Here is a 19,990-nt window from a genome sequence, read left to right on the forward strand (position 1 = left end):
CGTGTCATAGGTAGAAACAGCGATAGCGCAGACTGCCTTTCGCGCGTCCGATGATGTTGCCCATTCGGAAGAGCCACTCGCCGGCCGGGATACCGGTCCACTTCACCGGCACCATCGGATTGCGCAGCAGCAGATAGAGCGCCTGATCGACGGCGAGATACCACGGCATACGCGACATCCCGTATTGGCGGTAGTCGGAGTAGATCCGGGCATCGCCGGTGCCGTACACCAGTGCCTGGTCCCAGACGCCGCGTCGGGTGTCACGAAGCCGGTAGGCGACAAGACTTTCCGGGACGTGAGCATGGACGCCGCCGGCGAGCTGCACCCGGAAGGAGAAGTCCACGTCTTCAGCTCCCCGGTCGTACTCCTCGTCGTAGCCACCGACCCGGTCGAACACGTCGCGCCAGAATCCGGCGTTGCAGCTGATCGCAAAGGGCAGGAAACCCGGGAACTCATAGGGCGTCTCGGCGGGCTGCATCGGACGCCACGCCTGCACCTCCACGGAGTTCAGTGAATGCGTCTCGACCGCGCCGCTGACCAGTGCGCACCGTTGCGCCGCAGCGGTCATCGCCGTCAGCCAGTCGGGATAGACGCGATCGTCGCCGTCGCAGAGCGCGATGAAGTCGCCTCGCGCGGCGGCGATCCCGGTGTTGCGCGCATGCGAGGCACCGACGCGAGCCGAGGCGTCGACGCATCGCAGGCGTAACCGGTCGGTGAGTGGATGCCCGTCGAGGTGCTCTCGCAGGCCGTCGGTCGACCCGTTGTCGGCGATGATGACTTCGAATGGACGCGGATAGGTCTGTGCGGCAAGCGCTTCGAGCTGGTTGTCGAGGGTGCCCAGACAGTTGCGGACCGGGATCACCACCGAGACCAGGTCGGGCACTCTCCGTTCGGCGGCGTTCACAGGTAGAAGCATCGGTGTCGGACACTTCCGGTGAACCGCCCCAAGAGGTTGCCGGCCTGGAACAGCCACAGCCCCGTGGGCACACGTGTCAATCTCTTCGGCAACAACGGATTACGGAAGATGAGATACAGGGTCACGGCGACCAGCACGCCTCGCGGACGCTGCGGCATGCCGTAGCGCCGGTAATCGGAGTAGAGCCGGGCATCGCCTTCCCCGCACATCACCGACTGCGCCCAGATACCGGACAGGGTGTCGCGCAACCGATATGCGACGAGTGCCTTCGGGGCGTAGCCGAGGACGCCGCCTGCCAGCTGGACACGCATGGTCAGGTCCGAATCCTCGCCGCCGCGATCGTAGGTGACGTCGAAACCGCCCACGTCGTGAAACACATCCGTCCAGATACCGAGGTTGCAGCTCGGCGAGACCTGCAGGAAACCGTGTATCTCATAGGGTTTCTCGGGCGGCTCCATGTGCCGCCAACTCTGCACGGCAGCCGAGTTCAGGGTGTGGGTCTCGAGTGCTCCGCCCACCGCCGAACTGCGGACCGCGGCCGCCGTCAACTCCGCGAGCCAGTCCGGGTAGACGCGGTCGTCGCCGTCGCAGAAGGCGATGAAGTCACCGTTCGCCGCTGCCACGCCCGCGTTACGGGCGTATGCGCTGCCGAGTCGGGCGGATGCGTCGATCCACCGCAGGTGCAGTCGGTCGGCGAGCCGATGGCCGTCGAGGTGCTCGCACAGGCCGTCGGTCGATCCGTTGTCCGCGATGATCACCTCGAACGGACGTGGATAGGATTGCACTGCAAGCGCTTCGAGCTGATCGTCGATGAGCGCCACCCCGTTGTGCACCGGGATCACCACCGAGACCAGGTCCGGCACGCCACGTTCGACGTCGGTGTACCGCTTGGCCCCGGTCTCACCGGTCGGCACGCGACCACGCCCCTGCCCGCCGCAGTGTGCGGTCGGGAATGCGCCCCATCTCACCGCGGAGTGCCGCCCCGATTCCCGCACTCGTCAGATAGATGCGCGACCGACGGCGCGACCCGATGATCATCGCGCGGCCCCGGGTCGTGGTGTCCTTGTAGATCGACGACGCGCACCACAGTGGCTCGCTCCGCGCGTACCGCAGGTAGAGCGCCAGCCGGTTGCGAGCGATGTAGTAGTGGCGGAATGGCGCGTCCTCGGTGAATTCGACACCCGCACCGCCGGTTCCACTGAACAGCCGCTTCAGCAGGCCGGGTGGCGTCCAGCGTGCCGGACGACCGAAGCTGTGCCGGATCTGCGCGCCCGGCACGACCAGGGCGTGCCCGCCGGCGGCCCGCACACGTAGGTAGAACTCGGTGTCCACGCAGTCGATGAACAGATCCTCGTCGAAGAGTCCCACCGTATCGAAGACCTCGCGGGTCACGACCAGCCCGGACTGGATGGGTTCATACGCCAGCGTCAAACCCTTTTCGGCGTACCAGAATTGCGCGACTTCACCGTTGATCACGCTCGGCGAGAGCATGATTCGGGTCAATCCGAGCGACGATGCCAACGCGAGGTGGTCGAGGGTACGCGCGATGAAGTCGTCGCCGACATGGGTGTCCTGATCCAGCGTCAGCACCGCGTCGGCCCCGCGCTCGAGGGCGAGCCGAACGCCGCAGTTCAGTGCGTGGGCGATACCGAGGTTGGTCGGGTTCTCGAGAATCGTCGCCCCGATTGCTGCGCAGTTGTCCAGCGCTTGACGCACCGGGCCGGTGGCGCCATCGAGCAGCGACGATGATCCGTCGTCGACGATGATCACCGAATCGACCTGTTCGGAAACCCTTTTCACGACGTCGACGATTTCGTCGCCCGGCTCGTACGAGGCGATGACGGCCACCACGGAGGTCATGCGTCCACGCCTGTGCGGTAGTCGTCGTGACCGGCGAGGGCCACGCCGATCTCGGCCGCGGTGGCCGCGACGAGCGGTGCCCGCATCATCGAGTGGTGATCGCCGGGGACACGGACGACGTCGAGTCTGCCGTCCACCAGTCGAGACCAGACCTCGGCGTCGTCGGGGTTCTCCGCAGCCAGGATCATCCGTGCAGCACCGGCATACGGGGTCGGCCGATGGTTGCGCAGCAGCTGTCGACCCAGATCCCAGAACACGGTCCATTGCAGGGTGGTCGGCAACCGGAAGAGCCCCGCGGTGGCCACCAGGAAGCGCATGGCGGTCTGGTTCCACCACACCAGCAGACGTCGTTGCGGCGGTAGCACTTCGACCACCTCGCTACCTCGTTGGGGTAGGGCGGCCCGTTCACTGCGCAGGTCCGGATGCGACGAATGATCCACCATCACCCGCTGCCTCAGTTCGGGCTCGAAGAGCGCGTCGATCAGCACCACGGCCTCGCAGTCGGCGCCCTGGCGCCGCAGGATCGATGCGGCCTCGAGCATCACGAAGGCACCGAAGGAGTAGCCGCACAGGCGATACGGCCCGGCGGGCGCGAGCGCGCGGATCTGTTTCACCGCTCGGCGTGCTGCGGCGTGGATGGAGCGATCGGCTCGACCCCGCCCCTCGAGTCCGTGCGCCTGCAGACCGTAGACGGGGAAGTCGCCGTCGAGCGCGCGGGCAAGGGGTAGCAGGCTCGCGGCGGGACCACCCGCACCGGCCGCGATGAACAGTGGATTGCCAGTGCCGGAACGCAATTCGGATGGCGCATCGCCGTCGACGTGTCGCGCGCGGCGCCGATGACCGCGGTCCACCTGCGTGGCGAGCGCGCCGATGGTGGGTGTCTGCGCGAAGTCCGCCGTGGAGATGTCGACCAGCCAGCGCTCGCTGATCGCGGCCAGCATGCGTGCCGCGGCCAGCGAGTCGCCGCCCAGGGAGATGAAATCCTCGGTGCGGCCGATCGTTTCGAGGCCGAGCAGCTCGCACCAGATGTGCATCAGGGCCACCTCGGTGGAGCCGCGTACCGGATCTGAGCGACGCGGAGGCGGCGGCGGGAGCGCCGCCCGGTCGACCTTGCCACGCTCGTTGCGTGGTAACTCGGTCATGATGATCACGTCGCGCGGAATCATCCATGGTGCAAGGGTTTTGGCAAGTGCGGTGCGCACCTCGGCGGCCGACGGCGCCCATTTGTCGGGGTCCACCGCGACGTGAGCGGTCAGCTGGCCCGCGGCTCGATCAGCGGTGACCACGGCGTCGACGGTCCAGCGCTGCGCGCGGAGCGCGGCCTCCACCTCGATGGGTTCCACGAGATAGCCACGTACCTTGATCGCGTCGTCACGCCGTCCCAATAGGTGGAGTTGCCCCTCCTCATCGAAGCGGCCGAGGTCTCCGGTGTGCAGTCGCGTCCGTCCGTCGGCGAGCGGGGTGAACTTGCGTGCGGTCTGTTCCGGGTCGCCGTGATACCCGAGCGCGAGATGTGCCGATTCGACGACGATCTCGCCGGCGACGCCGACCGGGAGGTCGGTTCCGTCGTCGTCGAGGATACGGACGTGTTTGTCCGAGGCGGGTGTCCCGACCGGGATCGCCCCGGCGGGGAGCGGACGGTCCGGGCCGAACACGTTGAACGCGAGGTCGCCCATTTCCGAGGAGCCCGACCAGCTACAGAAGACGCCGGTCGGCATCAGCGTCGACCGAATCAGCGCGACGTCCGCGCTGTGGACCGGTTCACCGCAGGTCGAGAGAAGCCGAAGGGTGGGTATGGCGTCGGCCGAATCCAGTTCGGGCAGCCAGGATCGCACCAGCGACGGCGTGCAGTGCGCGGTGGTGATCTGTTCACCGGTCAGCCATTCCCGCAGCCCGGTGGTGGTGCGGCGCCGCACGTCCCACAGGGTGAGGGTTGCACCGTTGAGCAGAGTCATGACCAGACAGTCGAAGCCGGCGCCGAAGCTGAGTGGCAACAGCACTGCGGCCCGGTCGGTGGGGCCGAGACCCATGAAGAGGTTGCCGTCGAGCGCCTGGTTCACCCAGGTTCGTTGGGCGTGCACAACACCTTTGGGCTTGCCGGTGGAGCCGGAGGTGAAGATGATGACCGCCGGGTCGCCGGGGTCCGGGTCGGGCACCGGAGTGTCCGACGGCGTCAGCGCTGCGATCGCCGCCGGGTCGAGCCGATGAGCGCCGGACAGTCCGAGGATGTGGTCACGCCGGTCGTCGGGCAGCAGGGGGTCGAGCAGGATGACCGGGTGGCCCGAGCCGAGCACGGCGAGGATCGACACCACCGACGCCACGTCGGATTCGACGTCGACCGCGATCGGCCGTCCCGGTTCGGTGATCGTCGCAGCCAGCGCGCGCGACCACGCGTCCACGCGCTCGCCGGCCTGCCCGAAGGTGATCGACTCCTCGGGCGTCCGCACCGCGATCGCATCCGACCGCATGTCGGCCACCGCACGCCAGCGCGCCACCGCCGTCTGCGCGGTCGGCGGAGGAGTGTGAGCAGGACTGGGCGAGAAGAGACTGGACATCGTTAGGGTAGCCTACACTGGCTATCTCTCCGCAGATGTTGCGGCCATGTTAGCCTCACCTAATTACGCGGGCCGGTGATGGCACCCGTCCCCGCGTCGAAATCGAAGGATGGTTGTCATGCGGGTGTGCGTCGTCGGGGCCGGTCCATGTGGGCTCACCACCATCAAGCAGTTGCGCGACGAGGGCCACGAGGTCGTCTGCTTCGACAAGAACCCCGACGTCGGCGGCATCTGGTTGCGACACGACGGCGACGACACCGAGATGAAGGCATTCGACAACCTGATGCTGACCATCTCGATGAAGCTGATGGCCTACTCAGACCATCCGTTCACCGGCGGCCGAATGTTCGTCTCTCGCCAGCAGTACTACGGCTACCTGCGGGAGTATGCCGAACGCTTTCGGTTGCGCGACCACATCCGCTTCGGCAGCGAAGTCACCGATGTTCGACGCCGCGGACGAACCTGGACGGTGACGGTCCGTCGCGACGGCATCGAGACGACCGAGGAGTTCGGGGCCGTCGCCATCTGCTCCGGCCCGTTCAAGACCCCCAATATGGACATCCCGGAACTCGCGGACTTCTCCGGCGAGATCGTGCACTCGGCCCACTACCGCAACAATGAGCGGTTCCGCGGCAAGCGGGTCCTGGTGGTCGGACTTGCCGAATCCGGCGCCGACATCGTCCGTGAGATCGGTGATGTCGCCGAAGCGTGCACGCTGTCGATCCGGTCGTACAGCTGGTTGCTGCCGCGCATCTTCAACGGCAACCAAACCACCGACCGGGGCACCGTGCGCGCACATCACCACGAGATGCTCCGCCGGGCCACCGACAAACCCTTTCCGCTGCAGACCTTCTGGGGCCAGAACCCGATTTCCAAGGCGGCGTTCCTGACCACGTCGGTGGCGCTCGGCTTCGGCAAGTCGATCACCTCGGGATTCCGCGGCGAGCTCGCCAGGCGCACCGGGCGCGCGGCCCCACTCCCGGATCCCAATCCGATGGGCGAGCCGGTATATCCGTTCAAGATGGACATCGGAACCGCTGACTCGCCGGAGAACTGGGACATGCTGCGGACGTGGAACCGTCGATCACATCCCGACGGCAGCTGGACCCAGCGGGCCATCTTCTCGAAGAACGTCACCTTCATCCCGAGCCTGGTCTCCGGACAGGTCCAGCTCAACGACGCGGGGATCGAACGCACCGACGGCAAGAAGGTCTTCTTCTCCGACGCCACGTCCGCGGAGTTCGACACCGTCGTCCTCTGCACCGGCTTCTCGAAGTCGGAGCTGTCGGTCGGCGACCTGCGGGTCAAGGACGGCAACGTTCGCAATCTGTACAAACACTTCCTGCCGGCCGAACATGACGGCACCGCCGCCTTCATCGGCTTCGTCCGCCCGTTCTCCGGCGGAATCCCGATCTGTGCCGAAATGCAGGCCCGCTATTTCGCCCAGCTGTGCAGCGGCACGTTGCGGCTTCCCGCAGACGTCGACGAACGGATCGCGCAGGAGAAGGAGTGGGAGGAATACTGGACCGCGCTGAGTCCGCGGCACACCGAATCCATCCCGTCGCAGGTCGTCTACCTCGACTCGCTCGCCAAAGAGATCGGCTGCCTCGTACCGATGCGCAGGATGCTGCTCAACCCCAAGCTGTTCATCCAGTTGTGGTTCGGCACGTTCAACCAGGCCGGTTACCGCATCGTCGGACCGCACAGTCGCGGCGAGGCCGCACTCGAGGACCTCTATTCCGAGCCGGTCGTCAATCTCAAGCGCATGGTGTTCGACATGGCGTTGCTGCAGTTGATGCCGTCGAAGGTGCATCCGAAGCACATGATGTAGTGCTCGCTCGACATCCGTGGGTGGTGACCACGATCACGACCCACGGAACGGTATGTCCGATCTCACCATTACTTGCGTCGTCGTAATAGTTGCGTATGCGTTAGCTTTATCTGCGTGTCAGTTCTCGAGCCATCAACCCTGCCGTCGTCCGGTGTGGACGCCGGGTCGGTCGAGGCAACCTGCACGACACTGATCGACTTCCTGGATCGCCTCGCCTGCCTCGGCAAGCCGCACACGATGGAGTCGCTGGCGAACACCGATCTGACCTTCACCCAATTGCGGGTGCTGTTCACGCTCGCCGCCCACGAGTCGAGCTCCGAGTCTCTGTCGGTGAATGAGATCGCCGAACAGATCCACCTGTCCTTGGCCGCGGCCGGACGCACCGTCGACAAACTCGTCGGTGCCGGACTGGTCGATCGGCGCGAGGACACCGCGGATCGTCGGGTCAAGCGGGTCACGCTGACCGCGGACGGTCAGACGATCGTCGACTCGCATCTCACCGTCAAGCAGGACCTGATCCACGCTTTCGTCGGCGGTCTCCCCGAAGACGTCCGCGCCCGGCTGTGTGCGGCGCTCGATCCCATCGTCGACAGCGCGGTCGACTATTTCGCCGGCCTCGGCCACCCCGAAACCACCACTGCCGTATAACTCTCCAACCAAGAAAGTCGGATATGACCTCCTCGTCAACGCCGGCCCATGCTCACGCGGGGCCACCAGACACCAAACTCGATCGGCATGTGCTGATCGTCGCCGGCGTCGTCGTGCTCGGCGCCATCATGTCGATCCTCGACGTCACCGTTGTCTCGGTGGCGCAGAACACCTTCCAGCAGGAGTTCGGCACCGACGCGGCAGGCGCCGCGTGGACGATGACCGGCTATACCCTGGCGCTGGCCGCGGTGATCCCGCTGTCCTCCTGGGCCGCAGCACGTTTCGGCACCAAGAAGGTGTACCTGACCTCCCTGGTGCTGTTCGTCCTGGGTTCGGCACTGTGCGCGCTGGCCTGGAACATCGGTTCACTGGTGGCGTTCCGGGTGATCCAGGGTCTCGGCGGCGGCATGCTCATGCCCATCGGCATGATGATCCTGACCAAGGCGGCCGGTCCCGAGCGCGTCGGTTCGGTCATGGCGGTGCTCGGCATCCCGATGCTGCTCGGCCCCATCGGCGGCCCCATCCTCGGCGGTCTGCTCATCGAAAAGGCGTCGTGGCACTGGGTGTTCCTGATCAACGTGCCGATCGGCATCGTCGCGATCATCTACTCGTGGTTCGCGCTGCGCGACGACGAGGAAACCACCCGGCCATCGTTCGACATCATCGGATTGTTGTTGCTCTCACCGGGTCTGGCGCTGTTCTTGTACGGCATCTCGTCGAGCGCCGAGGCGGGTACGTTCGTCTCCGCCAAGGTTCTCATCCCGGCCATCGTCGGCGCCGTGCTGATCGGCACCTTCATCTGGCACGCTCTGCGCGCCAAGAACCCGCTGCTCGACCTGCGGCTGTTCCGTAACCGCACGCTGTCGATCGCGGTGATCGCGATGACGCTGTTCATGATCGCGTTCTTCGGTGCGTCGCTGCTCTACCCGCAGTACTTCATCGGCGTGCGCGGCGAGACCACCCTCTCGGCCGGTCTGCTGTTGGCGCCGCAGGGTATCGGCGCGATGCTGACCATGCCGATCGCCGGCAAAATGACCGACAAGATCGGTCCCGGCAAGTTCGTGCTGGGCGGCATCATCCTGATCTTCCTGGGCATGGGCACCTTCGTCTTCCTCGGTGCGGACACCTCGTACTGGCTGCTCTGCGGTGCGCTGTTCGTCCAGGGTCTCGGCATGGGTATGACGATGATGCCGATCATGTCCGCCGCCCTCGCGACGCTGAACAACAAGCAGGTGCCGGACGGTTCGACCATGATGAACGTGGTCCAGCAGACCGCATCCTCGATCGGTACCGCCATCATCGCGGTCATCCTGGCTTCGAACCTGAAGTCCTCCCCCGACGCCGGCCTGGCGATCGTGTCCAACACCGATCCCGCCAAACTGGGTGGCATGCCGGTTCCGGCAAGCGCATTCGAACACGCCGCCGAGGCTTTCGGTCACACCTTCGTGGTGGCCGCCATCCTGGTCGCGGTGACCTTCATCCCGGCACTCTTCCTGCCGCGCAAAAAGATCGCCTCGCCGCTGGTCGAGGAAGACATGGATCGAGCACCGATCATCATGCACTGACGCAAGTTCCCCTCTCACGCGCCCAGCACGAACGTAACGTTCGCACTTACGCGCCCAGCACGAACGTCGAGAGCAATTGAAAAATCGTCGACAGCAACCGGACATCCAAATGTCCGGTTGCTGTCGGCGTTAAACCGGTTGCTGTCGGCGGTTTTTCAGTTGCTCTCGACGTGAGTGCTGGTGACGTTTTGGGGGTGCGTTACGACGTGGGGTGCGTTACGACGTGGGGGACGTTACGACCCGTACGCGCCTGTTTGCTGCAGGATCCAGGCCAACTCGAAGGCTATCTCTTCCCACTGCTTGTAGCGGCCGCTGACGCCGCCGTGACCGGCGGACATCTCGGTCTTGAGCAGGATCGGGTGGTCCGAGGTGCTCTTCTCTTGGAGTCGCGCAACCCATTTGGCAGCCTCGGTGAACAGCACTCGGGTGTCGTTGAGGGACGTCTGGGCCAGGATCGGTGGGTACGGTTTGGCGTCGACGTTCTCGTACGGCGAGTAGGACCTCATGTAGGCGTATACCTCGGGGTCGTGCAGCGGGTTACCCCACTCGTCCCATTCGATGACGGTGAGCGGCAACGACGGATCGAGGATCGAGGTGAGGGCGTCGACGAACGGCACCGACGCGAGGATGCCGTTGAAGAGTTCCGGGGCCAGATTGGCCACCGCACCCATCAGCAGCCCACCGGCCGAGCCGCCCTCGGCGACCATCTGCTGCGGCGTCGTCCATCCGGCATCGACGAGATAGCGTGCGGCGTCGACGAAGTCGGTGAAGGTGTTCTTCTTGGTGAGGGTCTTGCCGTTCTCGTACCAGTAGCGGCCCATCTCCCCGCCGCCGCGGATGTGGGCGAGCACGAACACGACTCCCCGGTCGAGCATCGACAACCGCGACACCGAGAACGACGGATCGATGCTCGCCTCATAGGAGCCGTATCCGTAGAGCAGCAGTGCGGCGGGCCTGCTGTCGTCGACGCCCTTACGGCGCACGATGGACAGCGGAATCCGGGTGCCGTCGCCGGCGACCGCCCATTCGCGGGTCTGCACATAGTCGTCCGGGTCGTAGCCTCCGAGCACCGGTTGGCGTTTGAGCAGAACCCGCTCGCCGGTTGCGACGTCGAGTTCGAGGATCTCGGTGGGTTCGATAAAGCTGGTGTACCCGATCCGCAGGCGCGGGGTGACCCACTCAGGGTTGCCGCCGAGCCCCGCCGAGTACAGCTCCTGGTCGAAGGTGACCTCGTGAAACTCTGCGGGCGTGGGCATTCCGTCGATCTGGCGGAGGTCGGCGATGGCGATCTTGGGGAGCGCATCGCGCCGATAGGACAGCACCAGATAGTCACGGAACGCGTCGAGATCCTCGATGCGTCGTGCGGTGTCGTGACCGACGAGTTCACGACGGGCGGTGGGGTCGTCGACGGGGGCGATGTCGATGGCGAAGTTCTCGGCCTTCGCTCCGTCCCGAATGTCGTTGTGCACGATGACGAAATAGTCGTCGCCGCCGATCACCACGTGCTCGACGTTGTACTCGACGCCTTCGACCCGCGGTGCGATGCTGCGGAACTCGCCGGTCGGGTTGTCGGCGGCCAGGACGTAGCACTCGGAGGTGATCTTCGAGCCGACGCCGATCATCAGGTATTTGTCGCTGCGAGTGGAACCCATCCCCACCCAGTACCGTTCGTCGGGTTCGTGGAAGACCTTGATGTCGTCGGTTCCGGCGCCGATGTCGTGGCGCCACACGGTATCCGGGCGCCACGCCTCGTCGACGGTTTGGTAGAAGACGTGTTTCGCGTCGGCCGACCACACCGCCCCACCCGCGGTGTCGGCGATCTCCTCGGTCAGCAACTCGCCGGTGCGAAGGTTCTTGAACCGCAACGTGTATCGCTCATTGCCGACGACGTCGGTGCTGTAGGCCAGCCACTCACCGCTGTCGCTGACGGTGAGGGCACCGAGGCTGAAGAAGTCGTGTCCTTCGGCTTCGGCGTTGGCGTCGAGGAGGATCTCCTCGCCGGGCAGTGCGTCGTCGGTCACCTCAGGCGGAGTCCAGTCGTCGTCGGCGCGGATCGGGCAGCGGCACCGGATGGCGTACTGCTTGCCCTCGACGGTGCGCGCGTAATACCAGTACTGCCCACGTCGACTCGGCACCGACATGTCGGTTTCCTGTGTGCGGTTCTTGATCTCGGTGAAGATCTGTTTGCGCAGCCCGTCGAGTTGCGCGGTGTGCGCTTCGGTGAAGGCGTTCTGACCTTCGAGGTAGGCGATGACCTCGGGATCGTCCTTGTCCCGCAACCATTCATAATCGTCGACGAAGGTGTCACCATGATGCGTTCGGTCGGTCGGGACCTTCTTGGCGACTGGTGCTGCGGGTACCGCAGAAGTGGTCGTGGTGTCGTCACTCACTGGTGGGTCTCCTGCTCGTCGGTGGGCCAATCAGCGAAGGACAACTGCGAAATCCATTCGTAAGCCTCGATATAACGTTGCCGTGTTCGTTGAACCACGGTGTCGGGCAACGACGGGGGTGGATTGTCGACGGCACGGTCCCAGCCGGAATCGGGGCCGGTCAACCAGTTTCGGACGATCTGCTTGTCGAAGCTGGGTTGCACCTCCCCGGGGCGGTAGGTCGCCGATTCCCAGTAGCGCGACGAATCGGGGGTGAGTACTTCGTCGGCCAGCACGAGTTCGCCGTCCTCACCGAGACCGAACTCGAACTTGGTGTCGGCCAGAATGATTCCGCGATCGGCGGCGAGCTGCGCGCCGCGCCCATAGATGTCGAGGGTGGTCGAGCGCAGGTTCTCCGCAAGATCGGCGCCGGCGAGGTCGACGACGGCATCGAAGCTGATGTTCTCGTCATGATCACCGAGTTCCGCCTTGGTCGCGGGGGTGAAGATCGGCTGCGGGAGTTTGCTCGCCTCATCGAGGCCGGTGGGCAACTCGACGCCACACACCGCACCGGTCTTGCGGTAGTCGATCAGGCCGGAGCCGGTGAGGTACCCCCGGGCGACGCATTCCACCTGCACCATCGGCAGGCGTCGCACGACCATCGAGCGTCCCACACAGTCGGCAGGAATGCGGTGGTCGGTCGGGCCGCCGGCGAGATGGTTGGGCACGCCGAGCACGTCGAACCAGAAGAAGCTCATCGCCGTGAGGATGCGCCCCTTGTCGGGGATCTCCGGAGTGAGGATGTGGTCGTACGCGGAGATGCGATCGGACGCGACCATCAGCAGGGTGTCGTCGTCGATTTCGTAGATCTCGCGCACCTTGCCGGAGGTCAGATGCCGATACGTGGCCAGTTCGGGACGCATGGCATCGAGCCTAGACATATGACAGGCTGCATCGCATGACCGGGCCGCAGATCAGCATCACCTATTGCACGCAATGTAACTGGCTGCTGCGGGCGTCCTGGATGGCCGGTGAGCTGCTCAACACCTTCGGTACCGAGCTGGGCGCGGTGACCCTGGTGCCCGGCACCGGTGGCATCTTCCACATCGACGTCGACGGCGAGCAGGTGTGGGAACGCAAACGGGACGGCGGGTTTCCGGATGTGGTCACGCTCAAGCGCCTGATCCGCGATGCCGCACTCCCCGACTGGAACCTGGGGCATGCGGATCGGGTGGCCACCGACGAGTGAGCAGTGAGGGCCGGTTTCGACGGACGCCCACTCGGCTAGCGCCTCGCGGGCTGCTCAACCAGCGGCAATAGGACATTCTCAGAGAATCGGCGCAGGCGTGTACTTGGCGGCGTCGGGGTACTGCTCGATGATTTGCTCCGCGGCGGCGATGACGTCGGTCACCTGTTGTTCGGCCGCGCCGATGAACGCCTTCTTGTTGGCGAGGGCGTCGTCGAGCTGGGCGCGATCGAGCGGGATGCGGTCGTCGGCGGCCAACCGGTCCAGCAGGTCGGGTTCGCGGCCCTCCTCACGCATCGCGAGGGCAACGGCGACGGCGTTCTCCTTGATGGCCTCGTGGGCGGCCTCGCGACCGACCCCGGCGCGCACCGACGCCATCAGCACCTTGGTGGTGGCCAGGAACGGCAGGTAGCGGTCGAGTTCGTTGGCAATGACCGCCGGGTAGGCACCGAACTCGGCGAGCACGGTCAGGAACGTCTCCATCAGCCCATCGATCGCGAAGAACGCGTCGGGCAGCGCGACGCGCCGCACCACCGAGCAGAAGACGTCGCCCTCGTTCCACTGGGCACCGGCGAGTTCGGCGGCCATCGAGCCGTATCCGCGCAGGATCACCTGCAGGCCGTTGACGCGTTCACAGCTGCGGGTGTTCATCTTGTGCGGCATCGCCGAACTACCGACCTGCCCGGGCTGGAAGCCCTCGGTGACCAGCTCGTGGCCGGCCATCAGCCGGATGGTGTGGGCCAGCGACGACGGTCCGGCTGCGACCTGCACCAGCGCGGACACCACGTCGTGGTCGAGCGACCGCGGGTAGATCTGGCCGACCGAGGTCAGCGAGCGGGCAAAGCCGAGGTGCTCGGCGACACGCGATTCGAGATCGGCGAGCTTGACGGCGTCGCCGCCGAGCAGGTCGAGCATGTCCTGGGAGGTGCCCATCGGGCCCTTGATGCCACGCAGCGGGTACCGGTCGATCAGCTCCCGCAGCCGGGTGATCGCGATCATCAGTTCGTCGGCGGCGCTGGCGAAGCGTTTGCCCAGCGTGGTCGCCTGCGCGGCGACGTTGTGGCTGCGGCCGGCCATCACGGTCGACGAATACTGGGCGGCCAAGTCGACGACGCGGGCGAGCACCGCGACACCGTGGCCGTGGACATACTCGAGCGACCGCAGGATCTGCAGTTGCTCGACGTTCTCGGTGAGGTCACGGCTGGTCATGCCCTTGTGGATCTGTTCGTGCCCGGCCAGCGCGTTGAACTCCTCGATCCGCGCCTTCACGTCGTGGCGGGTGATGCGTTCGCGGTCGGCGATGGAATCCAGGTCGATCTGGTCGACCACGCGTTCGTAGTCCTCGATCGCGCCGTCCGGCACATCGATGCCCAGGTCGCGTTGCGCCTTGAGGACAGCTATCCAGAGTTGCCGCTCGAGAGCGATCTTGTGGCGTGGTGACCAGATCTCCGCGAGGTCGGCGGAGGCATAGCGGCTGGCCAGAACGTTGGCGATGACAGGCTTCGGCACGTAGCCAGTGTAGTGCGCGCTCCTGACGCGGCCGCGCCGGGCGATCAGCTCAGACGGCGAAGCACATGCCGCCCGAACCGTAACCCTGCCGCACCCGGAGCACCGTGGACGGTCCGACGACGCCGTTCTGCTTGGCGTACACCAGTCGATCGCCGATGGTGCGCGGCCACCACTCGAGGGTGGCCGCCGCGCCGTCGGGCACATCGGAGCCGATGAGGTGCTCGGGCGATCCCTGGCGTTTCTCCCAGAAGGTGACCGTGCCCGACGAGTTGACCGGTACTCGCAGCGTGTAGACGCAGCCGGTGCCGTACACGACGGACGAGAGCGGCACCCCGGCGTCGACCGTGCCTGCCGGCGCGGCCTGCGCGAGACCCGGCGCTCCGAGCACTCCGAGCGCGACCGCGGCAGTCATCGCCCACAGACTCCTGCTGCCCACCTTCGACATCTTCTCCCCCTGGTTGCTCGACGCGAATCGGCGTTGCCGCGATCCTATTGCCGCGGCGCAAGAACGTCGATGACCTCGTGGAGCGCGTCGCGGGCGGCCGCGTAGGGCGTGATCTGCGGCAATCCGAGCGCACCGACGACGGCCCCGTCCTCGAGCGCGATGAGCTGCCCGACATGAACCGGATCGGCGAGACGCCCCGACTTGTCGAGTACATCGGAGTGCCGCGACGACAAGATGATCTGCCGATCGACGACGACCTCCCGCAGCCGCGGATATCGGGCCGCGAGGGTGATCATCTCGTAGCGGGCGGCGAGTTCCTCGATCGTCGTCTCCGGGCCCACGAAGACTTCGGCGAGCGCGTCGGCGGTCGCCGAGCCGCCGCGACGCCGACGCGGTAGCGCCTCGCAGCGCGCGGAGATCGCGTCCTCGTCGTGGCGGCAGATGTACCCGGCCGCCTCGGCCATCAGGTCTTCGAGCGAACCGAAGTAGTAGGTGGTCGACGCCAGCGGCAATTGGGCCCGCTCGGCGACAGCCCGGTGACGTACCGCGTCGAACCCGCCCTCCAGCAGGAGAGCGCCGGCCGCCTCGATGAGTCGCGACCGTCGTCGCAGCCCTTTCGGGGTCGCCGCCGATGTCATGGAATCATGCTGCCAAGGCGCGGGTCGCCTCGTGTTGGGTTTTGCCAAACGCGACCGTCCTGACACCAATTGGGCGATCCTTGATGCGACCATGTCGTCTATGGATGACGAACGATATCTGCGTGAGTCGATCGATCTGGCCGCCGCTGCACGCGCGCGCGGCGATCATCCGTTCGGCTCACTGTTGGTCGACGCCGACGGCAACTCCGTACTGACCGCGCTGAATACGGTGAACACCGAGTCGGATCCGACCGGGCATGCGGAGACCAATCTCGTGCGCGAGGCAGGACGCCTGTTCTCCGACGCCGAGCGGCGGGACCTGATCCTGTACACCAGTACCGAACCGTGCGCGATGTGTGCCGGCGCCATCTATTGGGCCGGGGTCCCCACCGTCGTGTTCGCACTCGGTGAGGCCGATCTGCGGACGCTGACCGGCGCCGACCCACAGAATCCCACGTTGGCGTTGCCGTGCCGCGAGGTGTTCGCGCGCGGTGCGCACCCGACAACGGTGCGCGGGCCGTTCGACATCCCCGCCGCCCACGAAGTGCACGTCGGGTTCTGGCACCCCTGACGTTCAGGCGAAGTAGTGCCCGGCGTCGATGTCCTCGATGAGGCCTGGCTGCTCCGGTTTCCACGTCAGGAGTGCACGGGTGCGTTCTGCCGACGTCGGGTTGTTGACCCCGACGAAGCGCGCGAGGTAACCGAAACGTTGCGGCGCGTCGACGGATTCGACTGCCGCCGTGGGGATTCCCAGACCATTGCCGATTGCGGCCGCGATCTCCCGGAACTCGACACCCTCGTCGCCGACCGCGTGCAGGACCGAGCCGGCCGGCGCCGATTCGACGGCCAGGCGATACAGCCGCGCCGCATCGCGCGTATGCACTGCGGGCCACCGGTTGGTGCCGTCGCCGAGGTAGCCGGCGAAGCCGTTGTCGCGCGCGAAGCCGATGAGGCCGGGGACGAAGCCGTGCTGGTCCAGGTCGCTGTGCACCGAGGGCGGCAGCCGGACGACCGATGACCGCACGCCCCTCTCGGCGGACGCGAGGATGACGTTCTCGGCATCGATCCGATAGCCACCCTCGAACACGTCGGCTTCGGTACCCGGCCGGTCGGTGATGCCCATCATCGCGATCATCGCCGTTCCCGATGTGCCGACGATCGGTTTGCCGGTGCCCGCCAACGCTTCCGCGAGAACGCGGACGGCGTCCAGATCCGACGCGGCGGCCCCGGCCATATCGCCCACCTGCATCAGATCGTGCCGAAAGGCCAGGTGGATGACACCGTCGGCGTCGGTGGCGGCGCTACGCAGGACGTCGAGATCGGTGAGATCGCCGCGGACGACCTCCGCGCCGCGCTCGGCCACGACTGCGGCCGCATCGTCGGACCGCGCCAACCCGACAACCTGGTGTCCCTCGTCGATCAATTCGGGGATGACGGCCGATGCGACGTGGCCCGACGCGCCGGTGATGAAGACCTGCATGGATACTCCTCGGTTGATGTCAGGTTCTGACATCAACAACCGTACGCCTGATGTCAGTATCTGTCATCACGTATCCTCGACGAGTGGGACGATGGCCGACGGGTTCACGAGAGCGCCTCCAATTGGCCGCGCTCGATCTGTTCATCGAGCGCGGTTACGAGAGCACCTCGGTCGCCGATATCGCGGCTCGGGCCGGAGTCACCGAACGCACCTTTTACCGCCATTTCGGCGACAAGCGTGAGGTCCTCTTCGACGGCGGCCACGCCCTGGAGCACGCAATGATCGACGCACTCGATGCGGCGCCGCCAGACCTGCCGCCACTTGCCGCCGTAGATACCGCGATCCGCGCCGCGGCAACTCTGTTCTTTGCCGATCGCCTCCCCTGGTCCCGTCGACGACAAACCGTCATCGACGCGAATCCCGAACTGCAGGAACGCGAACTGCTGAAAATGGCATCACTCAGCGATGCTCTGGCGGCGCGATTACAGGCGCGCGGCTCGGCGGCGGTGGACGCTCGACTCGCCGCGGAGGCGGGTGTCACCGTGTTCAAAGTGTCATTCACAGAGTGGGTCGCATCGGAGACCACGAGCGAACTGACCGACATCATCGGCGACTCCTTCCGACGCCTACGCGCCGTCTCGGGTGACCACTCGGACTGACGCGCCACCGGCATCCTCCCCGGTCCATCAGCAGGCGACGCTTGCCTTCCATATACCCCCTGGGGTATGTTCGCCTCGTTGGTTGAATACCCCAGTGGGTATATTTGAGGAGGCCTCGTGACAACGACCGCACAACCCGGAACCACCGGTCCGGAGTCCACTGCACGGCTTGGCCCGATGGGTCGACTCGGACACTGGGCCGCCACTCATCGCCGCTGGGTGTTCGGCATCTGGACACTGATGGTGATCGGCCTCGGCGCCGTTGCACCGTCGGTGTTCTCCTCCCTCGCCGGCGCCGGGTGGCAGGCCAACAACTCCGAGTCGGTCGCGGTTCGCCAACTGGCACAAGAGCATTTCGGCGGCAACTCGTCGGCGGCCATACAGGTGGTGATCCACTCGGACACCGCGCAGATCGCTGACCCCCGGGTCCAGGGTGTCGTCGCGGAGATCGACCACGTCGCCGCGTCGGACTCACGGTTCGGACCGGTCGTCGCACCGCAACCGGGGATGACCGTCAGCGCCGACGGGCACACCGGCGTCGTTCTGATCGGCGCCAACAGCTCCACCGACGACATGGTCAAGGCCGTCGACGATCACAAGGAAGACCTGGTTGCACTGTCGGGCAACGGTATCGAGGTCTATCCGACCGGCGCATCGGCACTGTGGAGCGATTTCAACAAAGCCAATCACGAGGCGATGATCAAGGCCGAGATGTTCTCCTGGCCGATCACCCTCGCGATCATGGTCGTCGCATTCGGCTCGCTCGTCGCCGCCGGCCTGCCGTTGCTGTTGACCGTCGCCGGACTCGTCGCCTCGGCCGGCGGTCTGGTGCTGCTGAACTCGGTCACACCGATCTCGGTGTGGGCCATGAACTTTGCGATGATGTTCGCGCTCGCACTCGGTATCGACTACGCGCTGTTCATGGTGTCCCGATTCCGAGCGGCGATGATCCTGCGCAACGAGCCAGGGCATGCGGTCGTCGAGACGATGGAGACCGCGGGCAAGGCCGTACTGCTCTCGGGTCTGACCGTGCTCGTGAGCCTGTCGGCGGTATTGCTGGTGCCGGCGCCGGCGGTGCGCACCATGGCGATTGGCATCATGCTGGCGGTGGTGTTCGTGCTCGCCGCCACCATGACTCTGCTACCTGCAGCGCTCGCCGCTCTCGGACCGAAGGTCAATGCCGGCTCGCTCCCCTGGGCCAAGAAGCAACAACATCATTCGCCGCTATTCGAGAAGTGGGGACGCCTGCTGCATCGGCATCCGTGGCCGTTCGCCATCGGTTCGGTGGCGATACTGATCCTGCTCGCCCTGCCTGTGCTCGGCCTCAAGGTCGCCATGCCGTCGATCACCGTGGTGCCCGATGACGCGCCGGTTCGCCAGGGCTACAGCGTGGTCCAGGAGGCGATGGGCCCCGGAGCACCGGGCGCCCTGCAGATCATCACCCCGGCCGAGTACGCCGCACAGGCCGTGACGATCGCGTCGAAAAGCAGCGGAGTTGCCATGGTGACACCACCGCAACCTGCTGCCGATGGATCGGGATACGTGATGCTGCAGGCGATCCCGAACGTCGATCCGTCGAGCCCGCAGATGGGCGAGATCCTGGCGACGTTGCGTGCGGACCTGCAGTCGGAGGCGCTCGTCGGAGGCGCACCGGCCGAGAATCTCGACCTCCAGCAGGCCCTCAACACATGGTTTCCGGTGGTGGTGGGCGTCATTCTGACACTGGGCTTCCTGCTGCTACTCGTCGCGCTGCGAGCGCCGCTCATCGCGTTGCTCGGTACCCTGGTGAGTCTGCTGTCGACCGCCGCGGCATTCGGGGTGGCCACGCTGATCTTCCAGGACGGTCACGGCGCCGGGCTCCTCGGCTTCACGCCGCAAGGGTTCCTCGATGGCTGGGGGCCGGTGTTCTTCTTCGCGATGATCTTCGCCATCGCGATGGACTACACGGTGTTCCTGCTGGCGACGGCCAAGGAACACTATGAACATTCGGCGGACCCGGCGACCGCCCAGATCAACGGCCTGGCGTATTCGGGCCGCATCATCTTTGCCGCGGCCGCGGTGATGGTCGCAGTGTTCTTTACTTTCGCTCTGGCACAACCGCTTCCGCCGAAGGAGATGGGCATCATACTGGGTGTGGCGGTACTGCTCGACGCCACCTTGGTCCGGCTGATCCTGCTGCCGGTCCTGCTGCGCCTCACCGGCCACGGCGCCTGGTGGGCGCCGCAGTGGCTGGATCGGGTCTTGCCGAAGATCTCGTTCAGCCACTGAA

Annotated in this window: 17 protein-coding genes; 7 read left to right on the top strand and 10 right to left on the bottom strand. The window is 65.9% G+C overall.

Annotated features, from left to right (window positions below; all coding sequences use genetic code 11):
- Positions 1-4 precede the first annotated feature (4 nt).
- Genes AAFP30_RS09575 through AAFP30_RS09590 form a run of 4 tightly spaced genes read right to left on the bottom strand, consistent with a single transcriptional unit; the run spans position 5 to position 5,331 of the window.
- On the bottom strand, positions 5-904 hold the full coding sequence (locus AAFP30_RS09575; protein WP_419229668.1) for a glycosyltransferase family 2 protein: 900 nt from the start codon (positions 902-904) through the stop codon (positions 5-7).
- Positions 901-1,830, bottom strand: coding sequence for a glycosyltransferase family 2 protein (locus tag AAFP30_RS09580; protein WP_419229669.1), 930 nt, complete (start codon positions 1,828-1,830; stop codon positions 901-903). The genes AAFP30_RS09575 and AAFP30_RS09580 overlap by 4 nt, the downstream gene beginning before the upstream one ends.
- Positions 1,817-2,776 carry a glycosyltransferase gene (locus AAFP30_RS09585; protein ID WP_419229670.1) on the bottom strand — a complete coding sequence of 320 codons (960 nt, stop codon included), beginning with the start codon at positions 2,774-2,776 and terminating at the stop codon, positions 1,817-1,819. Before AAFP30_RS09585 ends, AAFP30_RS09580 begins: the two co-directional genes overlap by 14 nt.
- Positions 2,773-5,331 carry an AMP-binding protein gene (locus AAFP30_RS09590; RefSeq protein ID WP_419229671.1) on the bottom strand — a complete coding sequence of 853 codons (2,559 nt, stop codon included), beginning with the start codon at positions 5,329-5,331 and terminating at the stop codon, positions 2,773-2,775. Before AAFP30_RS09590 ends, AAFP30_RS09585 begins: the two co-directional genes overlap by 4 nt.
- A 118-nt stretch (positions 5,332-5,449) precedes the next feature.
- Between AAFP30_RS09590 and AAFP30_RS09595 the strand changes: the two genes are divergently transcribed.
- From AAFP30_RS09595 to AAFP30_RS09605, 3 genes are all read left to right on the top strand, one after another.
- Positions 5,450-7,162, top strand: coding sequence for a flavin-containing monooxygenase (locus AAFP30_RS09595; protein WP_419229672.1), 1,713 nt, complete (start codon positions 5,450-5,452; stop codon positions 7,160-7,162).
- 114 nt (positions 7,163-7,276) lie between these two features.
- On the top strand, positions 7,277-7,810 hold the full coding sequence (locus AAFP30_RS09600; protein WP_419229673.1) for a MarR family winged helix-turn-helix transcriptional regulator: 534 nt from the start codon (positions 7,277-7,279) through the stop codon (positions 7,808-7,810).
- Positions 7,811-7,833: 23 nt separating this feature from the next.
- A complete protein-coding gene (locus tag AAFP30_RS09605; RefSeq protein WP_419229674.1) occupies positions 7,834-9,375 on the top strand; it encodes a DHA2 family efflux MFS transporter permease subunit in 1,542 nt (513 codons plus the stop codon).
- 233 nt (positions 9,376-9,608) lie between these two features.
- On the opposite strand, the gene AAFP30_RS09610 is transcribed toward AAFP30_RS09605, so the two are convergent.
- On the bottom strand, positions 9,609-11,765 hold the full coding sequence (locus tag AAFP30_RS09610) for a S9 family peptidase (RefSeq protein ID WP_419229675.1): 2,157 nt from the start codon (positions 11,763-11,765) through the stop codon (positions 9,609-9,611).
- Positions 11,762-12,667 carry a phosphoribosylaminoimidazolesuccinocarboxamide synthase gene (locus tag AAFP30_RS09615; RefSeq protein ID WP_419229676.1) on the bottom strand — a complete coding sequence of 302 codons (906 nt, stop codon included), beginning with the start codon at positions 12,665-12,667 and terminating at the stop codon, positions 11,762-11,764. Before AAFP30_RS09615 ends, AAFP30_RS09610 begins: the two co-directional genes overlap by 4 nt.
- 35 nt (positions 12,668-12,702) lie before the next feature.
- On the opposite strand from AAFP30_RS09615, the gene AAFP30_RS09620 reads away from it, so the two are divergent.
- Positions 12,703-12,993, top strand: a complete 291-nt coding sequence (locus tag AAFP30_RS09620) for a SelT/SelW/SelH family protein (RefSeq protein WP_419229677.1) — start codon at positions 12,703-12,705, stop codon at positions 12,991-12,993.
- A gap of 78 nt (positions 12,994-13,071) precedes the next feature.
- On the opposite strand, the gene purB is transcribed toward AAFP30_RS09620, so the two are convergent.
- From purB to AAFP30_RS09635, 3 genes are all read right to left on the bottom strand, one after another.
- Positions 13,072-14,499 (bottom strand): adenylosuccinate lyase, encoded by a 1,428-nt coding sequence (gene purB, locus AAFP30_RS09625; protein WP_419229678.1) that lies wholly within the window; start codon positions 14,497-14,499, stop codon positions 13,072-13,074.
- A 49-nt stretch (positions 14,500-14,548) separates the two neighbouring features.
- Positions 14,549-14,911: a hypothetical protein gene (locus AAFP30_RS09630; RefSeq protein WP_419229679.1), complete on the bottom strand. Its 363-nt coding sequence runs from the start codon at positions 14,909-14,911 to the stop codon at positions 14,549-14,551.
- Between the two features lie 77 nt (positions 14,912-14,988).
- The gene (locus AAFP30_RS09635) at positions 14,989-15,582 is read right to left on the bottom strand and encodes a TetR/AcrR family transcriptional regulator (protein ID WP_419229680.1); all 594 of its coding nucleotides are present in this window, start codon (positions 15,580-15,582) and stop codon (positions 14,989-14,991) included.
- A 100-nt stretch (positions 15,583-15,682) separates the two neighbouring features.
- On the opposite strand from AAFP30_RS09635, the gene AAFP30_RS09640 reads away from it, so the two are divergent.
- The gene (locus AAFP30_RS09640) at positions 15,683-16,153 is read left to right on the top strand and encodes a nucleoside deaminase (protein WP_419229681.1); all 471 of its coding nucleotides are present in this window, start codon (positions 15,683-15,685) and stop codon (positions 16,151-16,153) included.
- 3 nt (positions 16,154-16,156) lie between these two features.
- Here AAFP30_RS09640 and AAFP30_RS09645 read toward each other — a convergent pair whose 3' ends face one another.
- Complete coding sequence (locus tag AAFP30_RS09645) at positions 16,157-17,062, bottom strand: SDR family oxidoreductase (protein WP_419229682.1); 906 nt, start codon at positions 17,060-17,062, stop codon at positions 16,157-16,159.
- 50 nt (positions 17,063-17,112) lie between these two features.
- On the opposite strand from AAFP30_RS09645, the gene AAFP30_RS09650 reads away from it, so the two are divergent.
- Together AAFP30_RS09650 and AAFP30_RS09655 are read left to right on the top strand one after the other, a co-directional pair.
- Positions 17,113-17,721 (top strand): TetR/AcrR family transcriptional regulator, encoded by a 609-nt coding sequence (locus AAFP30_RS09650; RefSeq protein ID WP_419229683.1) that lies wholly within the window; start codon positions 17,113-17,115, stop codon positions 17,719-17,721.
- A 177-nt stretch (positions 17,722-17,898) separates the two neighbouring features.
- Positions 17,899-19,989 carry an MMPL family transporter gene (locus AAFP30_RS09655; protein ID WP_419230146.1) on the top strand — a complete coding sequence of 697 codons (2,091 nt, stop codon included), beginning with the start codon at positions 17,899-17,901 and terminating at the stop codon, positions 19,987-19,989.
- Position 19,990 lies beyond the last annotated feature (1 nt).

The sequence above is a fragment of the Gordonia sp. CPCC 205515 genome (assembly GCF_048537925.1).
Classification (GTDB): Bacteria; Actinomycetota; Actinomycetes; order Mycobacteriales; family Mycobacteriaceae; genus Gordonia.